20 protein-coding genes and 2 pseudogenes are annotated in these 25,363 nt (G+C 61.9%); 15 read left to right on the plus strand and 7 right to left on the minus strand.

What is annotated here, in order from left to right; genetic code table 11:
* Window positions 1-24 precede the first annotated feature (24 nt).
* Complete coding sequence (locus NKJ93_RS27115; protein ID WP_352592228.1) at window positions 25-672, minus strand: cysteine hydrolase family protein; 648 nt, start codon at window positions 670-672, stop codon at window positions 25-27.
* The gene (locus tag NKJ93_RS27120; protein WP_023718782.1) at window positions 669-998 is read right to left on the minus strand and encodes a hypothetical protein; all 330 of its coding nucleotides are present in this window, start codon (window positions 996-998) and stop codon (window positions 669-671) included. Before NKJ93_RS27120 ends, NKJ93_RS27115 begins: the two co-directional genes overlap by 4 nt.
* Window positions 999-1,170: 172 nt before the next feature.
* Between NKJ93_RS27120 and NKJ93_RS27125 the strand changes: the two genes are divergently transcribed.
* The 8 genes from NKJ93_RS27125 to NKJ93_RS27160 all read left to right on the plus strand — a co-directional run bounded on the left by NKJ93_RS27125 (window position 1,171) and on the right by NKJ93_RS27160 (window position 10,759).
* Window positions 1,171-1,338, plus strand: a complete 168-nt coding sequence (locus NKJ93_RS27125) for a hypothetical protein (protein WP_352592231.1) — start codon at window positions 1,171-1,173, stop codon at window positions 1,336-1,338.
* A 416-nt stretch (window positions 1,339-1,754) separates the two neighbouring features.
* Window positions 1,755-3,179: a pyridoxal-phosphate dependent enzyme gene (locus tag NKJ93_RS27130; protein WP_352592234.1), complete on the plus strand. Its 1,425-nt coding sequence runs from the start codon at window positions 1,755-1,757 to the stop codon at window positions 3,177-3,179.
* Window positions 3,176-4,357: a cystathionine gamma-synthase gene (locus NKJ93_RS27135; protein ID WP_352481346.1), complete on the plus strand. Its 1,182-nt coding sequence runs from the start codon at window positions 3,176-3,178 to the stop codon at window positions 4,355-4,357. Before NKJ93_RS27130 ends, NKJ93_RS27135 begins: the two co-directional genes overlap by 4 nt.
* Window positions 4,358-4,672: 315 nt before the next feature.
* The gene (locus tag NKJ93_RS27140; RefSeq protein WP_352592237.1) at window positions 4,673-5,650 is read left to right on the plus strand and encodes a GlxA family transcriptional regulator; all 978 of its coding nucleotides are present in this window, start codon (window positions 4,673-4,675) and stop codon (window positions 5,648-5,650) included.
* A 293-nt stretch (window positions 5,651-5,943) separates the two neighbouring features.
* Window positions 5,944-7,248: a M24 family metallopeptidase gene (locus tag NKJ93_RS27145; RefSeq protein WP_023718786.1), complete on the plus strand. Its 1,305-nt coding sequence runs from the start codon at window positions 5,944-5,946 to the stop codon at window positions 7,246-7,248.
* Window positions 7,249-7,268: 20 nt separating this feature from the next.
* Entirely contained in the window at window positions 7,269-7,946 is a 678-nt protein-coding gene (locus NKJ93_RS27150) for an isochorismatase family protein (RefSeq protein ID WP_352481348.1), read from the plus strand.
* A gap of 16 nt (window positions 7,947-7,962) precedes the next feature.
* Window positions 7,963-8,970, plus strand: a complete 1,008-nt coding sequence (locus tag NKJ93_RS27155; protein ID WP_352592240.1) for an alpha/beta hydrolase — start codon at window positions 7,963-7,965, stop codon at window positions 8,968-8,970.
* A gap of 148 nt (window positions 8,971-9,118) precedes the next feature.
* A complete protein-coding gene (locus NKJ93_RS27160) occupies window positions 9,119-10,759 on the plus strand; it encodes an ABC transporter substrate-binding protein (RefSeq protein WP_352592243.1) in 1,641 nt (546 codons plus the stop codon).
* 27 nt (window positions 10,760-10,786) lie between these two features.
* Here NKJ93_RS27160 and NKJ93_RS27165 read toward each other — a convergent pair whose 3' ends face one another.
* Complete coding sequence (locus NKJ93_RS27165; RefSeq protein ID WP_352481350.1) at window positions 10,787-12,274, minus strand: pyridoxal phosphate-dependent decarboxylase family protein; 1,488 nt, start codon at window positions 12,272-12,274, stop codon at window positions 10,787-10,789.
* A 25-nt stretch (window positions 12,275-12,299) separates the two neighbouring features.
* The gene (locus tag NKJ93_RS27170; protein WP_352592246.1) at window positions 12,300-13,385 is read right to left on the minus strand and encodes a PLP-dependent cysteine synthase family protein; all 1,086 of its coding nucleotides are present in this window, start codon (window positions 13,383-13,385) and stop codon (window positions 12,300-12,302) included.
* Window positions 13,386-13,607: 222 nt separating this feature from the next.
* On the opposite strand from NKJ93_RS27170, the gene NKJ93_RS27175 reads away from it, so the two are divergent.
* On the plus strand, window positions 13,608-15,641 hold the full coding sequence (locus NKJ93_RS27175; protein ID WP_352592249.1) for a transcriptional regulator: 2,034 nt from the start codon (window positions 13,608-13,610) through the stop codon (window positions 15,639-15,641).
* A gap of 124 nt (window positions 15,642-15,765) precedes the next feature.
* Here the strand turns inward: NKJ93_RS27175 and NKJ93_RS27180 are convergent, their stop codons facing one another.
* From NKJ93_RS27180 to NKJ93_RS27190, 3 genes and pseudogenes are all read right to left on the minus strand, one after another.
* Window positions 15,766-15,984, minus strand: coding sequence for a hypothetical protein (locus tag NKJ93_RS27180; RefSeq protein ID WP_352592252.1), 219 nt, complete (start codon window positions 15,982-15,984; stop codon window positions 15,766-15,768).
* A gap of 134 nt (window positions 15,985-16,118) precedes the next feature.
* Window positions 16,119-16,794: pseudogene (locus tag NKJ93_RS27185) on the minus strand (L,D-transpeptidase).
* An 11-nt stretch (window positions 16,795-16,805) separates the two neighbouring features.
* A pseudogene (locus tag NKJ93_RS27190) lies at window positions 16,806-17,777 on the minus strand (ABC transporter substrate-binding protein).
* 907 nt (window positions 17,778-18,684) lie between these two features.
* On the opposite strand from NKJ93_RS27190, the gene NKJ93_RS27195 reads away from it, so the two are divergent.
* The 6 genes from NKJ93_RS27195 (at window position 18,685) to NKJ93_RS27220 (ending at window position 25,331) form a co-directional block, all read left to right on the plus strand.
* Window positions 18,685-19,074 carry a hypothetical protein gene (locus tag NKJ93_RS27195; protein WP_031193957.1) on the plus strand — a complete coding sequence of 130 codons (390 nt, stop codon included), beginning with the start codon at window positions 18,685-18,687 and terminating at the stop codon, window positions 19,072-19,074.
* A gap of 34 nt (window positions 19,075-19,108) precedes the next feature.
* Window positions 19,109-19,543, plus strand: a complete 435-nt coding sequence (locus tag NKJ93_RS27200) for a hypothetical protein (protein WP_352481353.1) — start codon at window positions 19,109-19,111, stop codon at window positions 19,541-19,543.
* 117 nt (window positions 19,544-19,660) lie between these two features.
* Window positions 19,661-20,641, plus strand: coding sequence for a PDZ domain-containing protein (locus NKJ93_RS27205; RefSeq protein ID WP_352592255.1), 981 nt, complete (start codon window positions 19,661-19,663; stop codon window positions 20,639-20,641).
* A 39-nt stretch (window positions 20,642-20,680) separates the two neighbouring features.
* Window positions 20,681-23,005: a lysozyme inhibitor LprI family protein gene (locus tag NKJ93_RS27210; RefSeq protein ID WP_352592258.1), complete on the plus strand. Its 2,325-nt coding sequence runs from the start codon at window positions 20,681-20,683 to the stop codon at window positions 23,003-23,005.
* 43 nt (window positions 23,006-23,048) lie between these two features.
* A complete protein-coding gene (locus tag NKJ93_RS27215) occupies window positions 23,049-23,438 on the plus strand; it encodes a lysozyme inhibitor LprI family protein (RefSeq protein ID WP_352481356.1) in 390 nt (129 codons plus the stop codon).
* A gap of 15 nt (window positions 23,439-23,453) precedes the next feature.
* On the plus strand, window positions 23,454-25,331 hold the full coding sequence (locus NKJ93_RS27220) for a M60 family metallopeptidase (protein ID WP_352592261.1): 1,878 nt from the start codon (window positions 23,454-23,456) through the stop codon (window positions 25,329-25,331).
* Window positions 25,332-25,363: the final 32 nt, after the last annotated feature.

Genomic DNA, 25,363 nt, shown 5'->3' on the forward strand with positions numbered 1-25,363 from the left:
GTCGCGCCGGCAAGCCGACCACCCTCAACCCGCACCGGCAAGTGCGCTGCAGAAGCTTGCGACATCGGTGACGAGGGCTTCGCCGACGAAGCGTAGCGTCGCCATCGAGCGGTCGCGCGCCTCGCGGTTGCCGAAGCCACAGGCATCCTCGATGACCACGGCGACAAAGCCATTGTCGGTCGCCTGGCGAACGGTTGGCTCGATGCCGATCTCCATGGCGATGCCTGCGAGCGCTATCGTGCGCACGCCGCAATCGCGCAAGGCAAAGCCGAGCGCGGTTGAATCGAAGGCCGACATCGTGAGCTTGTCGAACACCGCCTCGTCATCGCGGGGTTCCAGCTCGGGCACGATCCGCGTCGCTTCGGCGTCGCGCGGGAACCACGGCTCAACTGTGTCGGGGCTGTCGCGCCGCTGCCAGGCCATGGCGGTGCGCAGCTGCGTCGCGCCCATCCATTTGCGCGGCAGCGACAGATGGCGCGTGAACGCCACCCGCATTCCGGCCACGCGCGCCGCTTCCAGCACCGTGCCGGTGCGCTCGACGATGGTGGCGGCGCCGGCCACCTGGCGGCAGATGCCGACCTGCATGTCGTAGACCACCAGCGCCGTGCGGCGCGGATCGCACCACTCAGCCAGGCTGGCCGGGATTTCGATCCCGTCGCGCGACCGGATCATGCCGCCGTCCGGTCCCACGGCTTGGCGATGTCGACGGTCGGGTCGAACAGGAATTCCAGCGGCAATGGCGCGTCGAAGGCGATGAAGTGCCATTCCAGCAGCCCGGCCTTGGACAGCGGGAAGTCCTCGGTGTAGCGCCGCGCTTCCGCGACGCTGTCGAGCTCGAACACGATGATGACGCCGCCAATATCGCCGCGCGCATAATTCTCGCGCACGATCCCCGCCTTCCAGAGCCGCCAGACGTTCGACACTTCGTCGCGCAAATAAGGCCGCAGGTCGTCGAGCGTGACGCCGGGCTTGAAATTGTCATAGGCAAGAATCTTCATCGGCCATTCCTTGCATTGCTGTTCGACCAGCGCCGGGTAGCATGGCGGAATCAGCGGCGGCAACGAACGAGATGGTGCGTTGAAACGGGCGCACGATTGCCGTTCTGTGCCGTGCGACCCTACGGACGGCCAGGCGGCCGCGGTATAGTTTTCGCTGAGGAGGAAAAGCGCAGTGACCATCGAAAGGCTGAACCCCGAGGGCATGCACAGCAACTCGGCCTATTCGCAAGGCGTGTCGCTGCCGCCATCCGCGCGCATCGTGCTGGTCGGCGGCCAGAATGGGGTCGACGCGCAAGGCCGGATCGTCGCCAGGGACGATCTCGCTGCGCAGACCGCTTAGGCGCTCTCCAACCTGGCAAAGGTGCTCGAAGCCGGTGGGGCAAAGCCTGAAGACCTCGTCAGCCTCTCGGTCTATATCGCCGGCGACCTGGACATAGGGCCGGCCTTCGGCGCCTGGATGGCCTTCCGGGCAAACCGCGGCGTGCCCCGATCATCAAAGTGCTGCGCGTCGCCGGCCTCGGTAATCCGGATTTTCTGATCGAGATCGAAGCCCAGGCCGCGATCGCCTGAACCCTAAGCAGGTTCTGCAAATCTTTTGCCCAGCCTCGAGGCTGGCGAAGCTTTCGCGAAATTCCATTCCCCTGCTGGCGGCCGGATTGGCACGATCTATCTTCTTTACAACTGCAAACGGCTGGAAAAGACGGTAGGTTGCCGTCTTCCAGGGCGGTTGCTCATTCTGGCAACGGAGCATCTGACATGAGCAAGCACAAGATCGTGGCACCGGACGACGCATCGTCCCGCTTGCGCCCGCCCTATGCCTCGGTTCTCGATCTGATCGGGCAGACGCCGGTCGTCGAGCTGACCAAATTCGACATCGGCAAGTGCCGGCTGTTCATCAAGCTCGAAAGCCAGAATCCCGGCGGCTCGATCAAGGACCGCATCGCGCTGTCGATGATTGCCGCCGCCGAAAAACAGGGCAAACTGAAACGCGGCGGCACCATCGTCGAGGCGACTGCCGGCAATACCGGTCTTGGTCTCGCCCAGGTCGGCATCCCCAAGGGCTACCGCATCATCCTGGTCGTGCCCGACAAGATGTCGCGCGAAAAAATCCAGCATTTGCGCGCGCTCGGCGCCGAAGTGCGCATGACGCGCTCCGATGTCGGCAAGGGCCATGCCGAATATTACCAGGACATGGCCGAAAAGATCGCCGTCGAGCTGCCCGGCGCCTTCTATGCCAACCAGTTCGCCAACCCGGCCAATCCGCTGGCTCATGAAACCACGACCGGACCGGAAATCTTCCAACAACTCGAAGGCGACGTCGACGCGGTTGTCGTCGGTGTCGGCTCCGGCGGCACGCTGACCGGGCTCGGCCGCTATTTCGCGAAAGTCTCGCCGAAGACCGAGATGATTTTGGCCGATCCGGTCGGCTCGGTGCTGGCGCCTTTGATCAAGACCGGCAAGATGGTAGAGGCCGGAAGCTGGACCGTCGAAGGCATCGGCGAGGATTTCGTCCCGCCCAATGCCGATCTGTCGCTGGTCAGGAAGGCCTATTCCATCCCCGACAAGCAGAGCATGCTGGCGGTGCGCGACCTGCTTTCGAAGGAAGGCATCCTCGCCGGCTCGTCTTCCGGCACGCTGCTTTCGACGGCGCTCCGCTATTGCCGCGAGCAGACCGTGCCGAAGCGCGTCGTCACCTTCGTCTGCGACAGCGGCAACAAGTATCTGTCGAAAGTGTTCGACGACTTCTGGTTGGCCGAACAGGGCCTTGCCGAGCAGGAGCAGCATGGCGATTTGCGCGATCTGGTGATGCGCTCGCATCGCACCGGCGACACCGTGTATGTCGGCCCCGACGAAAGCCTGCTCAACGCCTATGGCCGCATGCGCCGCTCGGATGTTTCGCAGCTGCCGGTGCTGGACGAGGGCAAGCTCGTCGGCATCATCGACGAAAGCGATATCCTGGCCAAGGTCGAAGGCCCCTATGATAGCCGCTGGGACCGCTTCAAGGCCCCGGTCAGTACGGCCATGACCTCTACCCTGCACACGCTGCAGGCCAGCCAGACGCTGGATGCGCTGCTGCCGGTGTTCGACCGCAACGAGGTCGCTATCGTCTTCGATGGCCACGAATTCATTGGCCTGATAACCCGTATCGACCTGATCAACCATCTGAGGCGCGCCCGATGACCGTCAAAGCCACCGTATCGGGCAGGAACCGCCTCGCCTTCTCGACGCGCACCATCCATGGCGGCCAGAGCCACGACCCGACGACGGGCGCGGTGATGGTGCCGATCTACGCGACCTCGACCTACGGCCAGCAGAGCCCGGGCGTGCACAAGGGTTTTGAATATGCCCGCAGCCAGAACCCGACCCGCTTTGCCTTCGAGCGCGCTGTGGCCGACCTCGAAAGCGGCACAGCCGCCTTCGCCTTCGCTTCGGGGCTGGCGGCGATCGCCACTATTTTCGAACTGCTCGATTCCGGCGCCCACATCGTCGCCACCGACGACATCTATGGCGGCACGTTTCGGCTGCTTGAGCGGGTGCGCAAGCGCTCGGCCAACCTCCAGGTCGACTTCGTTGACTTCACTGATCTTGCCGCGGTCGAAGCGGCGATCCGCCCGGAAACCAAGCTGCTCTGGGTCGAGACGCCGACCAATCCACTGCTGCGTGTCGTCGATCTCGAAGGCGTCGCGGCATTGGCCAGGCGCAAAGGCGTGCTGTCGGTCGCCGACAACACTTTCTGCAGCCCCTATCTGCAGCGGCCGCTGGAGCTCGGCATCGATATCGTTGTTCACTCGACGACGAAATACCTCAACGGCCATTCCGACATGGTCGGCGGCGTCGCCGTGGTCGGCGACAACAAGGATCTCGCCGATCGGCTGAAGTTCCTGCAGAACGCCATCGGCGCCATTTCCGGGCCATTCGACAGTTTCCTGGCGCTGCGCGGCCTGAAGACGCTGGCGCTGAGGATGGAGCGTCATTCGTCGAACGGCCAGAAGATCGCGCACTGGCTGGAAAGCCGCCCCGACATCCGCCGTGTTATCTATCCCGGCCTGCCCAGCCATCCGCAGCACGCCATCGCCAGGCGGCAGATGCACGCCTTCGGCGGCATGATCACCATCGAGCTCGACCGCGACCTCGCCGGCACCAAGCGCTTCCTCGAGCACACGCAACTGTTCACGCTGGCCGAAAGCCTCGGCGGCGTCGAAAGCCTGATCGAGCACCCCGCACTGATGACGCACGGCTCGATCCCGGCGAAAAAACGCGCGGAGATCGGGATATCCGATTCGCTGGTGCGCTTGTCGGCCGGGATAGAGGATGGTGATGATCTGATTGCGGATCTGGATCAGGCGCTGGCGAGTTGAGCCCGGTAACAAGAAACCTTGCGAGATGTCGGCGGGACAGCGCCCCCCTCTGCCCTGCCGGGCATCTCCCCCACGAGGGGGGAGATTAGCAGCTTCAGCGCTCCGCACACATTTACAATGTTGGAAGATTGACGAAAACGGCGGTGACGGCCGATCTCCCCCCTTGTGGGGGAGATGTCCGGCAGGACAGAGGGGGGCGTGAAGGATCACCGACAAGCGACAATTGTTCTGTGTCGCGCCCCCGCACGCTATTCCGTTGACCCAGGCCAATTCTGCCTGAATTGTAGCGACCCGATCCTCCCGGCTCCGGAAGCTATGAACAACCGACAACGCAACCAACCGACGGCAAGCGAAGCCCCCCTCACCTTCGCCATCCTGGTCTTCCCCGGTTTTCCGATGATGGCGTTCAGCTCCGTCATCGAGCCGTTGCGCGCGGCGAACGTGCTGGCCAAGCGGGACTGCTATCGCTGGATCATCGTCGGCGCCGCCGAAGGCCCGGTCGAGGCCTCGAACGGCGTCGTCATCCAGCCCGGCTTTGCCGCCCATGACGCGCCGAAGGTCGATCGCATCGTCGTCTGCTCGGGCGGCGATGCCGATCATCTCGTCGCGCACGATGCCGTGAGCTGGATCCGCAAGAGCCTGCGCGGCGGCGCTCATATCGGTGCGGTGGCGGATGCGGCGTTCTTCCTCGCCCGCGCGGGCCTGCTCGACGGCCATGCCTGCACCTTGCACTGGACCAGCCAGGCAGCCTTCACCGAAGCGTTTCCGGATATCGAGCTGAGGCGCGATCTCTATGTCATCGACCGCAAGCGCTTCACTTCGGCCGGTGGCGTCGGCAGCCTCGACATGATCCTGGAGATCATCACCAACGATTATGGCGCCGAGCTGGCGGCCGGCGTCGCCGAATGGTTCGTGCACAGCCCGCTGCGCTCCAGCGTCGACCGCAAGCTGATGCCGCTGCGCTTACGCACCGGCGTCCAGAACGAACTGGTGCTGTCGGCCATCGCCATCATGGAGGATGCGGTGGAGGAGCGGCTCGGCATGGCGGAGCTGGCGGGGCGGCTCGGCGTCTCCTCCGACAAGCTTGAACGCAATTTCCGCTCCGAGCTCAGCATCTCGCCCAACGGCTACTACCGCCGCCTGCGGCTGAAGCGCGCCGCTGATCTCCTGGCACATTCGACGCTGATGGTGCGTGACGTGGCGCTGGCCTGCGGCTTTGCGTCGATGTCGAGCTTTGCCCGCGCGTTCCGGGAGGAGCATGGCCACGCGCCGAAGGTGTTGCGGCGGCATTAGGGTGCATTAGTCACTCCACGCCGAGTTCCCGCCCACCCCCCTCTGGCCTGCCGGCCATCTCCCCCGCAAGGGGGGAGATCAGCAGCTTTGGTCCCGCCGCATATCCTGCTGCGTTGGTCATAGGCGAAGGCTGACGCGACATCCAATCTCCCCCCTTGCGGGGGAGATGGCCGGCAGGCCAGAGGGGGGTGCTGTCCGGCCAGCCTGTCTACGGCATCCAGCACAACATTTGCGGTTTTCCGCACAACGCCCGCACGTCCTTTGCTCCATGGTCTCGCTTCCAGGAGGCACCCATGAGCATCGTCGTTTTCGACCCCGACAGCACCGAGGACGTTGACTTCAAGGACCGCATGCGGCATCCGGCTGCGGCCGATCCGGCCGGCGGCATGTGGTTGTCGGATACCGAGCCGTCCTTCATCAATGCCGACGCGCTGCGCAAGGGGCGACTGGTCAAGCTGCGCGCGTGGATGCGCGAGGCCGGCTATGGCGGCGTCGTGCTGTTCGACCCCTACAACCAGCGCTACGCCACCGGCTCGCGCAACATGTTCGGCTATTTCCTGCGCAACTCGACGCGCTACTTCTTCATCCCGACCGAAGGGCCGATCGTGTTGTTCGAATATCCGCAGAGCTACCATGTCTCGATGGTGCTCGACACGATCGACGAGGCGCGGCCGTCGAAGCTGGTCTGGTCTTCGGTGTCGGGCCGTGACGACGAAACAGCCGGCCCGTTCGCCGATGAGATCGCCGAATTGCTCAAGGCGCATGGCGGCGGCTCGATGAAGCTCGGGCTCGACCGCTGCAGCCATCTGCAGGCACTGGCGTTGGAAAAGCGCGGCTGCGACGTCCGGGATTGCCAGGGCGAGATTTTGGCGGTGCGCGCGGTCAAGACGCCAGAGGAAGTAAAATGCCTGCAGGTGTCGATGGCTGGCGCCGAGGCTGCGGTCTATGCGGTGCGCGAGGCGATCAAGCCCGGCGTATCCGAAAACGAGTTGTTCGCCATCATGTATGGCGAGGTGATCCGCCAGGGCGGCGAATTCATCGAAACCCGTTTGCTGACCTCGGGCCAGCGCACCAACCCATGGTTCAATGAGGCGAGCGGCCGCAAGATCAGGCCGGGCGAACTTCTGGCGCTCGATACCGACACGATCGGCTGCTACGGCTATTATTCGGACTTTTCGCGCACCTTCCGCTGCGGCCCGGGCAAGCCGACCGATTATCAGAGATCGCTCTACCGCATGGCGCACGATCAGGTTCAGCACAACATTGGGGTCGTCAAGCCGGGCATGGCGTTTCGCGAGATTGCCGAAAAGGCCTGGAAGATCCCGGACCGCTTCGTCGACCAGCGCTACACCTCGGTCATGCACGGCGTCGGCATGCATGGCGAGACGCCGTTCATCGCGCATGCCATGGATTACGAGACCTATGGCCGCGACGGTGTCATCGTGCCCGGCATGGTGGTCAGCGTCGAAAGCTATATCGGCGAAAAGGGCGGCCGCGAGGGCGTCAAGCTGGAGGACGAGATCCTGATCACCGAGACCGGCACCGAACTCCTGTCGCGCTTTCCCTATGAGGACGATTTCCTTGACAGGCACGTTTGAGTGCTGACAGGCAGTTTTGCATGAAAAGCCCGATCTCGATCAAGCGCGGCAAGGCGGCGGCGGTGTTCATCGATCTCCAGGAGGAGCATCGGCGGGACAAGCGCTATCTGGTCGAAGGCTATGGCGACATTCTCGCCAACGTCCAGCGGCTGCAGCAGGCGGCTCGGGCCAACAATGTGCCCCTGTACCACTGGGCCTATATCGTCGATCTCGCCACGGCACGGCCGTTCCACCCGGTCGAGGCCAACGGCAAGTCGGCGTTTTCCGACAAGGACGATCCACTGACGGCGATCTGTCCGGAAGTGGGCCCGGCGACAGGCGAGACGATGCTGGTCAAGACCGATGCCAGCGCCTTCCGCGCGGGGCCTGCCGCCGAGCGGCTGAAGGCCGATGGCGTCGAGTGGCTGGTCGTTGCCGGCGTCTGGACCGAGGCCTGCATCGATGCCACCGTAAAGGACGCGGTGGCGCTCGGGTTTCGCGTGCTGCTGGTCAAGGATGCCTGCGGCAGCGGCAGCACGGCGATGCATCAGACGGCCATTCTCAATCTCGCCAACCGGCTCTATGGCGGCGCCGTCACCACCACCGACGGCGCCTGTCGGCTGCTGGCCGGCGAGACGGTCGAAGCCTGGCAGGTCGAGGGCTCGGTGCCATTGCGCTTCAGCTACGAAAACGCCGCCCGCCTCTACGCCGAGCTCTGAGCGGGACCGCGCCGCGATGATCACCGAGGCCGATCGACCAGAAACGACAGAGCGCGGAAAATACCAAACGCTGCTCGATCCGGAGCTGTGGGCCTATATCGACCGGGTCAATGAGTCGTATCCGCCCGAGATCGTCTACATGCCGATCGACAGGCAGCGGGCGGTCTATGACGCCATGTGCCGGGCGTTCCGCGAGCCCTATCCGTCCGGTGTCAAGGCCAGCGACAGCGCGGTTCCTGCCATTGACCATGCGATCCCGGTCCGGCGTTACCAGATGGCGGGCACGGCGCCACAAGCGATGGTCGTCTATTATCACGGCGGCGGCTTCGTCCTTGGCGGGCTCGACAGCCATGACGACATCTGCGCCGAGATTTGCGCCGGCACTGGCTTTCCCGTTCTGTCCGCAGACTACCGGCTGGCGCCCGAGCATCTGCATCCGGCGGCCTTCGAGGATGCGCTGGCCGTATTCGAATGGGCTGCGGCGACGACCGGCCTGCCGATCGTGCTCTGCGGCGAAAGCGCCGGAGGCAACCTGGCTGCCGCAGTGGCGCAGGCGACACGCCGCCATCCTCGCCATGCGATCGGCCAGGTGCTGATTTATCCCGAGCTCGGCGGTGACGAGCTAGACGGCCCCGAGCTGGACAGCAAAGCGCGCGCCGGCTCCTATGTCGAGCACGCAGAGGCGCCACTGCTGACATTGCGCGACGTCGAATTCTATCGGCATATCCGGGCAGGGAAGGGGCAGTCGCCGGAAGACCCGACATTTTCGCCGCTCGGCGATACGGACTTCTCTGGCCTGCCGCCGACCGTCGTCATCACTGCCGAATGCGACCCGCTGTCGGCTGACGGCAAGGCCTATCGCGATCGCATCCTTGCCGCCGGCGGCAAGGCATGGTGGCGCGAAGAGCCGCGGCTGGTGCACAGCTTCCTGCGCGCCCGCAAAACCGTACCGCGCGCCGGCCAGGCGTTTGAGCGCATAATCGCGGCAATAGCCGCGCTGGGCGGAGGTGATTGGCCTGAGTGACGCGGACCGTCCTCCAATCTCCACTGTCGCGGAACAGCGCACAACAACTGCGGAAACCCGAACACTGCTTCGGTCAGGCCAGCCCTATCATCACGCCACGTAAGGAGCCCGCATCCGCGATGCGCCGGCCCGACAGGGAGGATTTACGATGAAGTTCATGCTGACCGACCGGAAATTGCATCCGCAGGCGGAGCCCGTCGCCGATGGCTTCAAGAAAGGCCAGATGAACCGGCGCGAATATCTCGCCACCATGGCTGCGCTCGGCGTCAGCGCTGCCGGCGCGCTGGCGCTGGGCGGGCTTGCGCCGTCACCGGCCAGGGCCGAGGAACCGAAGCGCGGCGGCATCTTGCGTGTCGCCATGAACGTCAAGGGCTGGAAGGATCCGCGCACTTTCGACGGCGTCGAGATGTCCAACGTCGCCCGCCAGTGCAACGAATATCTGGTGCGCTGGAAGCGCGACTTCACCTTCGAGCCACGGCTGCTCGAGAGCTGGGAAACCAGCGACGACGCCCGCGTGCTGACGCTGCATGTCCGCAAGGGCATCACCTGGTCGAACGGCGACACCTTCAACGCCGACGACGTGATCCACAATCTGACGCGCTGGTGCGATGCGTCCGTCGCCGGCAATTCGGTCGCCGCGCGCATGGGCGCACTGGTCAACGCCGATACCAAGAAGGCCGTCGACGGCGGCATCGAGCGCGTCGACGATTTCATCGTCCGGCTCAATCTGCCCAAGCCCGACATTTCGCTGATCGCCGGCATGGCCGACTATCCGGCGCTGATCATGCACCGCAGCTATGAAGGCGACGGCGATCCGCTGAAGGCATTGGCGATCACTACCGGGCCTTGCGAACTCGTCGCATGGGACGCCGAGGTCGGCGCCGAAGTCCGCCGTAAGGACAAGCCATGGTGGAAGGGCGACTTCTACCTCGACGGCATCAAATGGGTCGACTACGGCTCCGATCCCAACGCCATGCTGTCGGCCTTCGAATCGGGCGAGATCGACACCGACCATGAAACCGCCTCCGACACGGTTGCGCAGACCGACTCCATGGGCCTGAGCAATTCGGAAATCGCCACCGGCTCGACCATCGTCGCGCGTTTCAACATCGGCAATCCGCCCTATGACGACATCAAGGTGCGCCGCGCCGCCCAGCTCGCGGTCGACAACGCCGCCGTGCTGAAGATCGGCATGGACAATCGCGGCAAGCCTGCCGAGAACCATCACGTCGGGCCGATGCATCCCGAATATGCCGATATCGGCCCGGCCGTCCGCAACACCGATCAAGCCAAGGCCCTGCTCGCCGAGGCCGGCAAGGCCGACCACGAATACGAACTCATCTCGGTCGACGTCGACTGGCAGAAGAGCACCGGCGACGCCATCGCCGCGCAGATGCGCGAGGCCGGGCTGAAGATCAAGCGCACTGTGCTGCCGGCCGCGACGTTCTGGAACGATTGGAGCAAATATCCCTTCTCCTGCACGGAATGGCTCGGCCGGCCGCTCGGCGTCCAGGTGCTGGCGCTCGCTTATAAGTCTGGCGCCGCGTGGAACGAGAGCGCCTATGCCAATCCGGAATTCGACAGTCTACTCGACAAGGCGCTGGCGATGCCTGATCCCGGCGCCCGCAAGGAGCTCATGGCCAAGATCGAACAGAATCTGCGCGATTCCGGCGTTATCATCCAGCCCTACTGGCGCTCGGTTTACCGCACCTACCGCAAGGGCGTCCATGGCTGCGAGCAGCACCAGTCGCTCGAGCAGCATTTCGAGAAGGTCTGGCTCGATGCCTAGTCTCGCCGCTCGAAAGAAAGGCCGGCGTTAGCCCGTCGCGCCCGTCGCTGAAATCTCCTGCCCGAGCCGCACCGTTTCCCGGATCAGCAGGTCAAGATCGTCGCGACGGGTGCGGTGGTTGTTGATCGCCACCCTGAGGCAATGCTGGCCATGCACTGTCGTGTCGGAAATGGCGGCGATGCCTTCTTCCTGCAGCCTCAGCATGATCTCGGTGTTGAGCGCCTTCTGCCTCTCTCCCGTCTGCCCGTCGCCGCGGTGGCGAAAACAAACGATGTTAATGTTCACCGGTGCCACCAGTTCGAGAGCCGGTTCCGCCTCGATCAGCGCGCTGAGATGATGTCCCTGCGCAATGTTCTGATCGATCAGCCGGCCGAACTTTTCGATGCCGTGCTCTCTCAGCGCCATCCACACCTTCAGCGCGCGGAAACCGCGTGACGTCTGCAAGCCGAAATCGTGCAGCCAGTGGCCGGAGGCGAGTCCGCGCGGGGTCGATTCCAGATATTCCGGCGTCACCGCGAACGTGCCGCGATGCGCGGAGGCATCCCTGATCAGCGCGCAGCCGACCTCGAATGGCGCGTGCAGCCATTTGTGCGGATCGAGCGCGATTGAGTGGGCGCGTTCAATGCCGGCAACGCGATGCGAATTGTCCGGCGCAATCGCAAGCAGGGCGCCGATGCACCCGTCGACATGGAACCACAGATCCTCTTGTGACGCCAGGTCTGCCAGCGCTTGCAGATCGTCGATCGCGCCGGTGTTCACCGTGCCGGCCGTGCCGATCACGCAGGCCGGCTTGAAGCCCGCGTTACGGTCCTCGACAATCGCCGCCCGCAACGCAGCGATGTCGATGCGCAGCCCCGCATCGCTCGGGATGCGACGCAGTGCCCGGTTGCCGAGGCCGAGCGCCTCCATCGCCTTGCGATGGCAGGAGTGAAGCTGGTCGGAGCCATAGAAACGCAGTGGCTTGTCGATGCCGGCAACCCCGTGCTCGCGTATGTCGATGCCCGCCTTGGCGTTGCGCGCCACGGTCAGCCCGATGATGTTGGCCATCGAGCCGCCGCTGACCAGCGTGCCGCTGGCCGATTGCGGAAAGCCCATCATTTCCTTGCACCAGTCGACGACCTGGTTGTCCATCAACGCGGCGGCATGGTTGCCGCCGCCGAGATTGGAGCCCTGGATCGCCGCCAGGAAATCGCCGAGCGCGCCGGTGAAATTGCTAGAGCCCATATACCAGGACCAGAAGCGCGGATGGATGTTGCCCATCGGATAGGGCATCAGCTTCCCTGTGACGTCGCCGTAGATTTCGGCCAGCGGAGCCGGCGAACGCGGCAGCGGCGCCGTGAAGAAAGTCCTCACATCAACCGGCATCTCCTGCCACACCGGACGCTCTCTGACATCGCGCAGGTAAGCGACGGCATCGTCGACGATCCGATGCGACAGGACCTGCACGTCGGCCCAGTTCGAGGGGTCAAGCGTTTCCTCGGTGGCCGTGATGGCCAATCCAGGCCTCGTGTCCATACAGGCCGCTCCCGATGTGCCGCCGTCACGCCGGAAACTGGCAGCCGGGCGTCGACTGCGAAAGCGCAGTCTCCTCGGCGTCCATCTCGGCTTCGATGCCGTCGAACAGCGGTGTCGTCATGTAGCGTTCGCCAGTATCGGGCAGCATGCACAGGATCACCGAGCCGGGCGCCGCCTTTTCCGCGATCTGCCGCGCCACAGCGAAGGTCGCTCCGCCGGAGATGCCGGTGAAAATCCCTTCCTTCTGCGCCAGCGCCTTGGCCCATTTCATGCCCTCGGGCCCGGCAATCGGCACCACCTCGTCATAGAGGCTGGCGTCGATCGCCTCTTGCAGCACGTCCGGAATGAAGTCGGGCGTCCAGCCCTGGATCGGATGCGGCTCGAAGGCCGGATGGCTGGCGGCAGGCGCGCCACCGGCGCCGCGCTGCTGCGGCTTGCCGCTGCCGATCAGCTGCGCGTTGGCCGGTTCGGCGAGCACGATCCGGGTCTCCGGACGCTCCTGCCGCAGCATGCGCCCGACGCCGACGACGGTGCCGCCCGTGCCATAGCCGGTGACGAAGCAGTCGAGCCGCGAGCCGGCGAAATCGTTGATGATCTCGCGCGCCGTCGTCGCCTCGTGAATGGCGGCGTTGGCCTTGGTTTCGAACTGGCGGGCCAAAAACCAGCCATTGGCTTCGGCCAGCTCCACCGCCTTCTTGTACATGCCAAAACCCTTCTGGGCGCGTGGCGTCAGCACCACCTTGGCGCCCAGCATGCGCATCAGCTTGCGGCGTTCGATGGAAAAACTGTCGGCCATCGTCACCACCAGCGGATAGCCCTTTTGGGCGCAGACCATGGCAAGGCCGATTCCGGTGTTGCCGCTGGTCGCCTCGACCACGGTCTGGCCCGGCGTCAAGGCGCCGCTGCGCTCGCCTTCCTCGATGATGTTGAGCGCCAGCCGGTCCTTCACCGAGGCGGCGGGATTGAAGAACTCGGCCTTCACGTAGATCGTCGCATGATCCGGTCCGAGATTGTTGATGCGGATCACCGGCGTATCGCCGACCGTGTCGAGAATGCTGTCGAACAGGCGGCCGCGCCCGGCGGTGGTTCTGATTTTCTGTTGATGCAACATGTCGATCTCCTCGCTTCGTCGTTGTCTCTTGTCGTCACGGGCCGGTTACAGACCGGTGGCTTGGGCGGCGAGGTTTCGAGACCTTGCCGCACTACATTTGCCTCCCGGCAATGTGGCCATGGCGGCATCCGGCGCGGAAATTCGCCGCCGGATGCACCGTGTCGCGTTTGGTGATAAAACAAAGGCCGACTGGCCAGCGTGGGAGCAGGCGTGGAAACGCACGTGGAATCCACCCGATCGAGCCTCGACGGCGAGGTGACCGGCCTTTCCGTGCGCCTGCTCGGCCCGCTGACGATCGCACGCAACGGCATCATCATCCAGCTCCCAAAATCGCGCAAGCTGCGTGCGCTGCTCGCCTATTTGGCGCTGGCGCCGCATCCGGTCGGCCGCAGCCGGCTCTGCGAGCTTTTGTGGGACGTGCCGAACGACCCGCGCGGCGAACTCCGCTGGTGCCTCAGCAAGCTTCGAGGCGTTCTCGACGAATCCGATCGGAGCAGGATCGAGGCACAGGGCGACACGGTCGCGCTCGACCTGAACGGTGTATCCGTGGATGCCGTGGAGATTGCCTCCGCCGCGACGAAGGGAATAGAGACGCTCGAGCTCGAACGCCTGCTGGCGCTTTCCCGGCTGTTCGCCGGCGATTTCCTCGACGGGCTGGAGATCGACCGCAGCCCGCATTTCAACAGCTGGTTGACCGCTCAGCGCCGCCGCTTCAGCTCATGCCACGCGGCGGTGCTGCAACAGCTTGTCGAGCGTCTCCCCAGCGATTCCGATGACGTGTCCGCGCACCTCGAAAAATGGCTGGAGCTCGCTCCGTTCGACGGCCGTGTGCATCTGGCCTTGCTGACGAGGCTCGCCCAGCGCGGCCAGTTCGGCGCGGCCGAGGAGCATATTGCGGCCGCCGCACGGCACTTCCAGTCCGAAGATCTGGATTTCGGACCCGTTCGCGACGCATGGCGGACAATCCGCTGTCAGCACGGCGCGTCATCATGGGTGCAGCCGGCCGTTCCGCTCTCGGTACCTCCTATCATGCTTGCCGATCCCAACGCCGCAACGTCGCGCAAGGCTTCGCTTGCGGTGATGCCGTTTATTGAACAGGCCGGCATCGGCGGCGTTTCTGGTGGCCCTCGCGGAGGGATTGCCGACGGCCTGACCCACGACATCATCACCCGCCTGGCCAAGCTCAGGGATTTCTTCGTCATCGCGCGCGGCTCGGTGTTTGCCTTGGCGGAGAAAAACATCGCGCCCGAAGATGCCGGGCGGCGGCTCAACGTCGACTATGTCGCCACGGGCATGATGCGCTGCCAGGCGGGCCGCGTCACCGTTGCTGTCGAGCTGGTCGAAGTGCGCACCGCCAGGATAGTCTGGGCCGAGACGTTCGAGCGCAAGCCGGACGACATCTTTGCCGTGCTCGATGATATCGGCAACAGCATCGTCTCGTCGATCTCGGCCGAGATCGAGACGGTCGAGCGCAACCGCGCCATGCTGAAGGCGCCCAATTCGCTGAACGCCTGGGAGGCCTATCACCGCGGCCTGTGGCACATGTACCGCTTCACCCGCGCGGAAAACGAGCAGGCCCGGCATTTCTTCGACCTGGCCTTGAAGCTCGATCCTACCTTCGCCCGCGCTTATGCCGGGCTCTCCTTCACTCATTGGCAAAATGCCTTCCAGCGCTGGGGCGACCGCGATCAGGAGAGCGCCATGGCCTTCGAGGCAGCCGGCCAGAGCCTTCTCGTCGACGATCACAATCCGGCCGCGCATTGGGCCATGGGGCGGGCGCTGTGGCTGCGCGGCGAGCAGGACGGCTCCCTCATCGAGCTGGAACGCGCCGTCGACCTCAGCCCTCATTTCGCGCTTGGCCACTATGCCCTGTCTTTCGTCCACTCGCAGTCCGGCGACCCGAAGGCCGCGATCGGCTCATCCGACCATTCCAGGCATCTGAGCCCCTTCGATCCGCTGCTGTTCGGCATGCTGGGCGCCAGGGCGATGTCGCATGTCCGGCTCGGCCAGTTTGACGAAGCCGCCGAATGGGCGCTGAAAGCAGCCGCGCGTCCCAACGCCCATGCCATCATCCTGGCAATCGCCGCGCATTGCCTTGCGCTGGCGGGACGGCTGGACGAGGCTCAAGGTTTCGCCGCCGCGTTGCGCAAGACGCTGCCGAACTACTGCGCCGATGATTTCATCGGCACCTTCCGCTTCGAGCCGGACGCCGAGGCGCTGTTCCGGCAAGGCGCCAAGCGGATCGGGCTGGGGTGAAGCAGGCGCGGTTAGCCGGTTTCTCTAAACCGCTCATCGCGGCTGGCCGCCCCAAATATCGTCATGTCCGCAGCCAAGGCGGCAATGGTCAGATTCGGTCGCAAAATTCGTCGACCGGAGCGGATCAGACGGGCTCAACGGATTTGACATTGCCGTCGGTATCCACGAGGCAGCTTGTCTTCTTGCCGCCGGCATCGAGTTCGACCTGATAGGTCTTGGAATCGAGCTTGCTCGATGAAACCGGAAGTATCTTCGTGCTGTCGACGCCGCTGGCCTTGGCGACCGCATTGGCGCAAAGCAGCTGAAGGTCCGCCGGCGCCGTTTCGACCTTGGTCCTGGACATCTGGTCCTGCGGCGGCGGCGATGGCGCGCTGACGCAAGCGCCAAGGGCTCTAGCCAGGAATCCAATTGCTGTCGCCCGAATCGAAGTTCTCACTGCATTTTTTGCCGACATTGCTTGTCCCTCTCCGAATGCCCTCACACGCCTTTGTAAAGTGCCGCCCCCTGCATGAGGACGATGACCTTGGCCCCGACCTTGACGCGGGATGCGAGATCGACGATGTCGTCGTTCCTCATCCGGATACATCCCGACGACACGTCGAGCCCGATCGTCCAGGGCTCCGGGGTGCCGTGTATCCGGTAGATCGTGTCCTGGTCGCGCTCATAGAGGTAGAGCGCCCTTGCGCCGAGCGGGTTGTCCGGCCCCCCTTCATGCCTCCGGCATATTTCACCGCCTTTGGATCGCGAGCGACCATTTCGGCCGGAGGTGTCCAGGTCGGCCACTCCGCCATACGGCCGACGCGCACGATGCCGGCCCAGCCAAACCCCTCCCGGCCCACGCCGATACCATAGCGCATGGCCTGCTGACCCGGCTGCACAAGGTAGAGAAAGTGCTGGTTGCCATCGATGATGATCGTGCCCGGCACTTCCGCGGTGCGGAACTTGACCACTGCGGACGAAATGCCTCGGGCACTTCATTATGCGCGGCATAGTATTTGCGCGCCTTGGTGCGATCGTAGTCCACCCATTTGTGGGTTTTCGGGCCGAAAACCTGTGTTCCCGCAGCCAGCGCCGCCACCGCGACAAGACCGAACACTGCCGCGACAATTGTTGCAAGGGAGCTCCGCTGGAGAGTGGCGCGCCCCACGGTCATCAGATTTCGGGTCATGGATTTGCCCACCCGTGCACCCGGGCGCCTTGTGCGGCAACCCATTGTTTGGCGTATTCATAAGGATCCTGACGCTCTACCTGGAGCGCATAACTCATCTTGGTGATTTCCTCGGGCTTCAGCTCGACCCGTTCCAGGAACGCCACCACCTTCGGATATTTTTTGCGCAGCGAGGTGGCGTAGGCGATATGGAAATTGGCGGTATCCCATGACACCGGCGCGCTGGAGTTCGAGACCCAGAGCGGGTCCTCTGACGGCAGTACGATCTTCCACTTTGCCGGGTCGAAGGGCGGCTCGGTAAGCCGGACAATGTCGCGCAGCTCAAACACGTAATGCGGCGCGTAGCAGGCAAACACCATCGGGTGATCCGTGGCGACCGCGGCATCGACAGCCGCCATTCCGGCATCCTCGGGCGTCTCCAGCAACGTCATTGTCTTGGCATAGCCATAGCTGTTGGCGCGGACGCGCTCGATAGCGGTTGAGGACCAACCCTCAGCGCCTATCCAGAGTTCGCCACGTCCGTCGCCATCGGTATCCAGCGCGGCGGTTTTCTTCGGGTCGCTGAGATCCGAAACGTCGTGAATTCCAAATTTGTCGGCTGCTTCACGCGTCGCGCATATGCCTTACCATGCCGGCACGCCAATAGGGCTGATGGCCACCGTGCCGGCACCGTCCACATATTTCTTCACCAGATTGTCGAGGTTGGGCAGCCAGATTTCGGGATGAATATCCACCTCACCCGAATTGAGGCCGGCAAAGGCGATAAGCGTCCCCATCTCGCGCACGTGGGCATCAAGCCCGAACTTTTCCTTCAGGCTGACCTTGAGGATGTTTGCCGTGGCCTGGCCGGACGGCCAGTTCGGCATCGCAATGACGAGATCAGCCGCGTGGACCGGGATGTTTAGCGCCAGCATCGTCAACGCTGCCAGCGACATTTGCCGCAGGCACTGCCGAAATCGGTTGTGCATCTCTTCCCCCCTCGCTTCGGTGCTGAAATGAACCGGGACGGGAACAAACTGTCGCGGCAAGCACCGGGTTGTGACACCAGCCCCATCTTCCGACGGGCAACTGCTGAAGGTGTGGCAGTGCGTTAGCCAAAGAGAGCGCCTTCACGTGCCTCCCCTGCACGCTACCCGATGACAATCCGACTGGGAAGATGCTCACAACGCGGCCGCGGCGCCCCCACTGCGCCTCTATGCGGCACGCCGCAGCGTTGAAAAAGTCGAATGATTGAGCGGCGTTTCTTTCGGCCTGCGCAACGGCTTGGCTGGATTCGAAAAAAATACCACAATAGATTCGGATTATAGCGATCATATAAGAAGCGATGCCGTCGCGCTATTTTACAAGGCTGTGCGAAAATTCGCAATAACATATGAAACTACTTTCAATAACACGAGATAAAGAGGAATGAAGCTAAGAGCGTATTCCGCACACTTGCTTCCGATCATATTTCAGAATCTGCTAAGATAGCCGGCGCTGGTTCCGAAGTATTAAGCATTTACAAAATTCATCCCCGCAATATTGGGTTTTTCCTTGCCGCAGGCCGAATCGGATGCAACTTTTTAGAAGCACAGCCGCGTCAGCGGATTGTTGAAGCATGCTTGGGCGGACGGGGCACTAAGCATGGAGAGGAATATTGACATTCGCTAATGCGGCGGCCCCCGCTGGGAGCGTTCCCTCCCACGTAAGAGATTACGGCAACCGTCGACTAAGTCGTCGAATGCATCGCCCACAGCCTGGCTCTCGTTCGATGGCCGGCGAAGCTTTGCCCTCCTCCGATTGGCGCCAGCCTTCGCGGCAAAAGCGGCGATCGCCGCCTGCAATGGCCTTCCGATATGGACGATGTCCGCCGCCAGCCAGTCGGAGGAATGAATCATGAAACTCGTAATCTGTGCGGCCTTGGCCACTGCTTTGATGGCAATCTTCGGTTGTACCACCGACGACTACGATGGTTGTCGCGGAAAGGGCTGCCTGGTTGATCGGTCCCATAAAGGGAGCCGGAAGATAGACGACCGGCCGCAGTTCGACAGGAACGGCAATCCCAACTTCGATACCAGGGGCCGTTACATCGGCTGCCATGGGCTCGGATGTAAAGTCGACGATCCTGATGACGGGGATCAAAGCATCGACGACAGGCCGCAGTACGACAAGGAAGGCAATCCGAACTTCGATACGCAAGGCAACTACCAAGGCTGCCGCGGCATCGGCTGCGAGGTCGATACACCGGACGATGACAACTCATCGGACGACGACGATTCCGATTAGTGGACCCTCCAATACGAACGAAGAGGATGCCCTCATGTTTGAATCCAACGGTCTTATCCCGCGATGTGCCAAAATCGTGATGATCGGCCTCATGGGGTTGGGAATGACGCTGACCTTCGCTTTCGCCGCGAATGGTGCCTGCGACGGCGTAAAGGTCGATGTGACGAAGGCGCGCAAGCAGGAATATGCCCCCCTCGTTGCCTCGGCGTTGGACAACAAGGTCAAGCCAGCTCGGGTGAAGTTCATCACGATCATGGAGAACGGCAACTGGAGCGCCGCCTACGTCTCCACGCCGGTGAGCGACGACGGCGTGATGTTCTTCCAGACAGTCGACGGAAAAAAGCAATTTCGCGACGTGTGGGGCGGCTATGCCGACCCGTCGGAAAAACCTGAACTGGTATCCTGGGCGAAGAAGCTCGGAGCGCCGCAAGATCTGGCAAGGTGTTTTGCCGAGGAAGTTACGGAATGACGGTGATGATCGCTGGAATTGCCGCTGACCGTGGTGCAGGGGGAGAATGATTGGTGAGCGCTCCGGGGCGCCGGGCCTCTGAGGTCGATTCCAATCATCAGCTGCAGGATGTGCAAAATGCAAACTGTTCGAAAGTCCAGACTGATAATGCAGTTCGCCCGTGCATTGGCAACTTCAGTGAAAATGACGGCTGTTGTGAGTGTAGCCGTCCCGCACACGATCAATGTTGCGCATGCCAGCAAATATGATCTGCCGAAACCCTATGTTTCCCGGGCTCTTAACGCGGTTTTGATACCCATCAACCACGCCTCTCGGCACCGCTACCAGATCCCGCCCAAGCTTCGCGGGGTGTATGTCTTGGCCGTTGCACCCCATGGCGTTGCCGCGCGGCAAGGCATCCGGCCGGGTGACGTGCTTGCCACAGTGCGGCATCAACCGATTTCGACGCCGACCGATGTCGACCGACTCGTATGGGCCGCTCTTGCCGTGAGCGCTACCAGTTTTCTGTTTGGCGTGAACCGCGGAACAGAAGTCGCAGATGTCGTCGAGGTCAATACCAACATCACCGTCAACAACTTCAATACCAACATCTCGGTCAACAATATCTCGCAATGGACGAGCGTCGATAACCATGAGGAGTGGACGCAGATCGTCGATCAGTACGACGACGAGATGGAGACAAGCCTCGAAGACACAAGCTATCGCGAAGACGACTCGCTGCCCGGCGACACCAGTCCAGACGTAACTCCTCCCGATGCTGATGACGATTCCGACGATAACAACGCGGACACCGATGGCGATAGCTCGGACGACAGCACCGACGGCGACAGTTCCAATGATCAGGACGATTCGAGCGATCAGAATGACGATGATGGTGATGACGACAACAACACCGACAACGATAGCTCGGATGACAATACCGACGACAATAATTCCGGTGATCAGGACGATTCGACCGATCAGAACGAAGATGAAGACTCAACGGCCGGTGATGATGACCAGGACAGCACCGACACCGACGACGATAGCACGAATGACGATGCGTCGGATGACAGTACCGGCGACGCTGACGGATCGGACGATGACGATGCCAACTAGCAGCCGACCGTGCCGGCTGTTCTAAACAGAGGGCAATCGATGAAAACCGCGATACTGACAGTTGCCGTGGTTCTGGCCATGCCAGCTTTCGCCTTTACTCAGGACATGAACAAGTGCGCCGATGCCGAGGATCTGGCCGCCCCGAACGAGTGCGCCGATGCCGCGTTCAAGCAATCCGACAAGAAGCTCAACGAGCTTTACAAGCAGATCGAAGCCCGCCTGAACGACGATGCGGATACCAAGACGCTTCTTGTTCAAGCACAGCGGGGTTGGGTCAAATTTCGCGACGCGGAGTGCAGTTTCCAGACCGCAGGATCGGTCGAAGGAAGCATGACGCCAATGCTCATCGCGCAGTGCATGGACAGCCTGACGCAATCCCGGGTCAAGGACTTCGAGGGTTACCTGAAGTGCCAGGAAGGCGATCCGAGCTGCCGCGTTCCGGCAGCGAACACATCACCTGCCGTATCCCCTGTGGCCGATGAGAACGGCCGGACCGGCCTTGCCCAGGCTACCGGCCCGATATCCATTCCATTGCAACATGTCAGGGAATACGGACTCGACAGTGATGAAGTCATCTATCACAAACTCGGGATCGTGGTGGGCATCAATGGTGCCACGCCTCGTTTGTACGAATTCGACACCGGGTCGGATGAGTTCAACGCGGAGATCGATTCGAGTGTCCCCGGCATAAAGCCGGTGCCCGGCAGCAAGCCTGAAATGTACCCGTATGGAGACGGCACCTATGGAGATTGGGTACAACAGGTCCGTTTCGACAGCCTGTCCTATTACGATCCGGATGATCGCTCAAAGCCTGTCGTAACCCTCGATGGCGACTTCGCCGCTGGTCGGGTGGTGGATTACGTCTACACAAAGGGTTTCGGCGACCTCGAGGATGTGAAATTGACGCAAAAGCCCGTGGGCCACCACGGCGATACGCCGGTCTATGCGGATCTTAATGCGCGCAAGAGCATGCAGAACGGCGAACCCGGTGATTCGACGACGTTTTACGGCGTCTTTGGAGCCGCCGATTTTATCTTTGCGGGAGATCAGACCACTGCCCCCGGCAGTCAAACCCAAAGCGGCTATGTGGTCTCTGCCAATGCAAATCTTGGAAAAAAGAAGACCACACCGGGTTGCGTTCCCTGCCTGGCGCTGAATTTGTCCCCCAGTTTGAGATCCCAGTTTACGGCCCTGATGCCTTGGGGCGAACTGGGTTCTCAGCTTTACGAACATTACCAGAAGAGATTCCCGCAAACAGGCGCGAACGCATCCAATGTGAACGAAGGCTCTTACCGTTATACAATTTCTTTTGACTATATGGGAAAGAAACGTTCGGTTGATTTCAATGGGCCCGTGTTGTTGGATACAGGAACGGCGCCTTTTGTCTCCATAACCTCAGAGGGTGTTTTAAATAAGCTTCGATCGAGAGGATTTCAAATCAAGGAATATAGTTCTGATATAATGGACTTAAAGTTCTTTGGATTTGACGATAGCTTTAACAACAAGGAATACAGCGATGTCGTTATCGATCGCCAAAGTGATGAGGTTAACGGCAATGGAATTACTATCGGCTTACCCTTCTTTCAGTCCAATTCCGTAATGTATGATCTGGAAAACAAGACGACCGCATATTCACCCTATTTTGTCAGCGCTGGCAACTTTACGACAGACGCGGGTGCCAAGGATCAAGTTCAGCTGAATCGCGCGACCAGCGATGCTGGAAGCAAGGGATGGCTCGGACTGGCCGGCATCGTCTCCGGCGCCGGCGACTTCACGATCGAGAAGGACGCGGACGTGCGCATGACCGGGGGCAATACCTACACCGGCACAACCCATATCGCGGCCGATGGGTGTCTTACCCTGGCCGGGCCGGGCAGCATCGAGCATTCCTCGCGCGTCACGGTCGACGGTGTGCTCAACCTCAATCAAAAAGGAAACCACCTGAAGTCCTGGGGAGTGGCGCACTCCCTCAACGATACGGCCATTCGCAACCTGAACGGCAAAGGCGAGGTCTATCTGGGTGCGGGCAGACTGATCCTGACAGAAGCCAACGGGCAATTTGATGGAACCATAGCGGACTTTGATGACGCCGGCATGAGCGGCGGCCTCGTTGTCGCCGGCGGCAAGCTGACGCTGAGCGGCAAGAACAACTATTCCGGCGTGACGGAAGTCGCGTCAGGGGCGCAGTTGCGCGTGACCGGCTCTTTGGCCGGTGACATTTCAGTCTCGGGATTGCTTGTCGTTGACGGGGAGGTCTCCGGCAAAGTCACGGTCAAGGAAGGCGGCAGGCTGACCGGCTTAGGAAAGCTCGGCAGCGTCACGCTCGCCGATGGTGGCAAAGCCGATCCAATGAAAACCAGATAATAGGAAAGGACAATCGATGAAAACCGCAATACTGACTGCCGCCGTGGTTCTGGCCGTGCCGAATTTCGTACTCGCCCAGGACAAGTGCTACGATGCCGCCAAGGATCAGGCCTCGCTGAATGCGTGCGCCGATGCGGCGTTCAAGAAATCCGACAAGAAGCTCAACGAGCTTTACCAACAGATCGAAGCCCGCCTGAAGGGCGACGCGGATACCAAGAAGCTTCTCGTTCAGGCGCAGCGGGATTGGGACAAATTTCGCGACGCGGAGTGCCGTTTCCAGACCGCGGGAGCGGCCGGAGGAAGCGCAATGCCAATGCTCGCCGCGCAGTGCATGGATAGCCTGGCGCAATCCCGTGTCAAAGCCTTCGAGGGTTACCTGAAATGCGGCAAGCAGGGCGATCCGATGAGTTGTCCCGTTCCGGCCGCGAATTGACACGTCGGTGCCGGGATGAAGACCTTCATCGTATCTGCAGTGCACTTGATAGCTGGGCTGTTGCTGGCGGCAATTGTTCCGGTCGCAAGTGCCGCTGAGATCCCCGAAGGGGATTATTACATCGTCGCGAAGCATTCCTACAAAGCGCTCACCGCCTTTGAAGACAGGCATGGCGAGATCGTGCTTGGTCAGTCCGCTCGCAAACCCAAGGATGGTCCCGCGCAGCTATGGACCATCACCAGGGCGACCGGGGAAACGAACGGCGCAACCTATCAGATCCGGTCTCGACGATACGGAACGTATCTTGCTGGGGGCGACGAAGACGAAAACGGGAATACGAGTGTCGTCCTCAAGGACGAGCAGTCCGCTGAGGGGCAGGCATGGCGCTTCAAGCCGCATCTGAACAGCTATGGCATCGAGCTGGATGACAGCGGCACGACGCTCAACGTCAGGGCCAATGAACGTGCGGACGACGCTCAGATCATCGTCTATGACGCCAGCTTGGACGATAACGCCCAGTGGTTGCTTTATCCGGCCGGCAATGGCGACCGACCGGCAGCGGCGTCGGCAGCGGTGTCGGAATTCGACAATCTGAACAAGCGCTATCGCCTCGCTCCGATGCCTGCAGCCACACCCGAGGCCAATAGGCTGAGACGCACGACGCTGATGGACGATCAGCCAAGCGGTGTGTTCGTGAGAAAGGGAGAGGCAGTATCGGTTACGGCCGAAGGCCTGCAGCCTTCCCCCGACGGCTTGATGATCATGATCGGCCCGATGAACAGCTTCTATGACGAAAGACCCCAGGATGACCCGCAATTGGTCATTGCCAAGGAAGGGCGCACCGACTTCACGGCGAAGCGCGACGGGCTGATCCATTTCCGCTACGCCTACAGCGGCTTCAGTGCGGCTCTGCCTCCGATCGACGTGGGCATCGTGCGCGGCGGCAGTTCGATCCCCCTCTACGTCAAGGGAAAAACAAGCTTCGAAGACTGGCGTAAAATGCTCACCGACCTGCCCGGTGCGCCATTCGTCGAGATGATAAGCGAGCGTGTTGCCATTACCGCGACCCGCAAAGTCTATATGAGGGCGCCTCAGGGCGACCCTGCGGAAATTCTCGACACCCTCGAGCAAATTCTAGGCTGGTACGATGCACTATCCGGTCTCGACGGTTCCTCCAAACTTCATCGGGCATCCCGTTTGCGCATGCACTATCAGCAGGACACGGTGACACCGGCGAAGGTCTTCGACGACGGCATATACATGTACGCAGGCAACTATTTTCTGGGTGCCCCCGGCAGCAACATGGGTGATTTGCTGGACGTGAATAAGCTGCGGCAAGCGTGGTCGATCTGGCATGAAACCGGCCATATGTACCAGCAGGAGGATTGGACCTGGGGCGAGATCGTAGAAACTACGGTCAATATCTATTCCCTCAATGCCCAGGCACATTTTGGCCATCCGTCCCGCTTGAAAGAGCGCGATGAGTCTACCGGCAAGACGCCGCTGGATCTGGCGGCGCGATATCTGGCGCGGAAGACGCGCGATTTCGACAATGAAAAACAAATGCGTGCCAGCGCGGATGACGACGATGAGCTTTGGGTGCGGCTGGTCATGTTCGATCAATTGCGCCGGGGTCTCGGCGAGGACTTCTATCCGAAGCTTCACCGATATTACCGCGAGCATCCACTGGACGATGCCAATAAGCAGGATGCGGTCAAGGTACAAACCTTCATCCTGCGTGCCAGTACGGTCGCAAATCAGGACCTGACCCGGTTCTTTTCCGATTGGGGGCTGCACATAGAGCAGGAAACCGCCGACAGATTGAAGCGTTTGAATCCGCCTCCAGCAGATCCTCAACTGTCGCGCGTTGGTCTGAATGTTGTTTCACGGTGAAGCCGGCGGCGAGCGTGATGCGGGAGCCAGAC

Source organism: Mesorhizobium sp. M0028 (assembly GCF_040323855.1).
GTDB lineage: Bacteria > Pseudomonadota > Alphaproteobacteria > Rhizobiales > Rhizobiaceae > Mesorhizobium.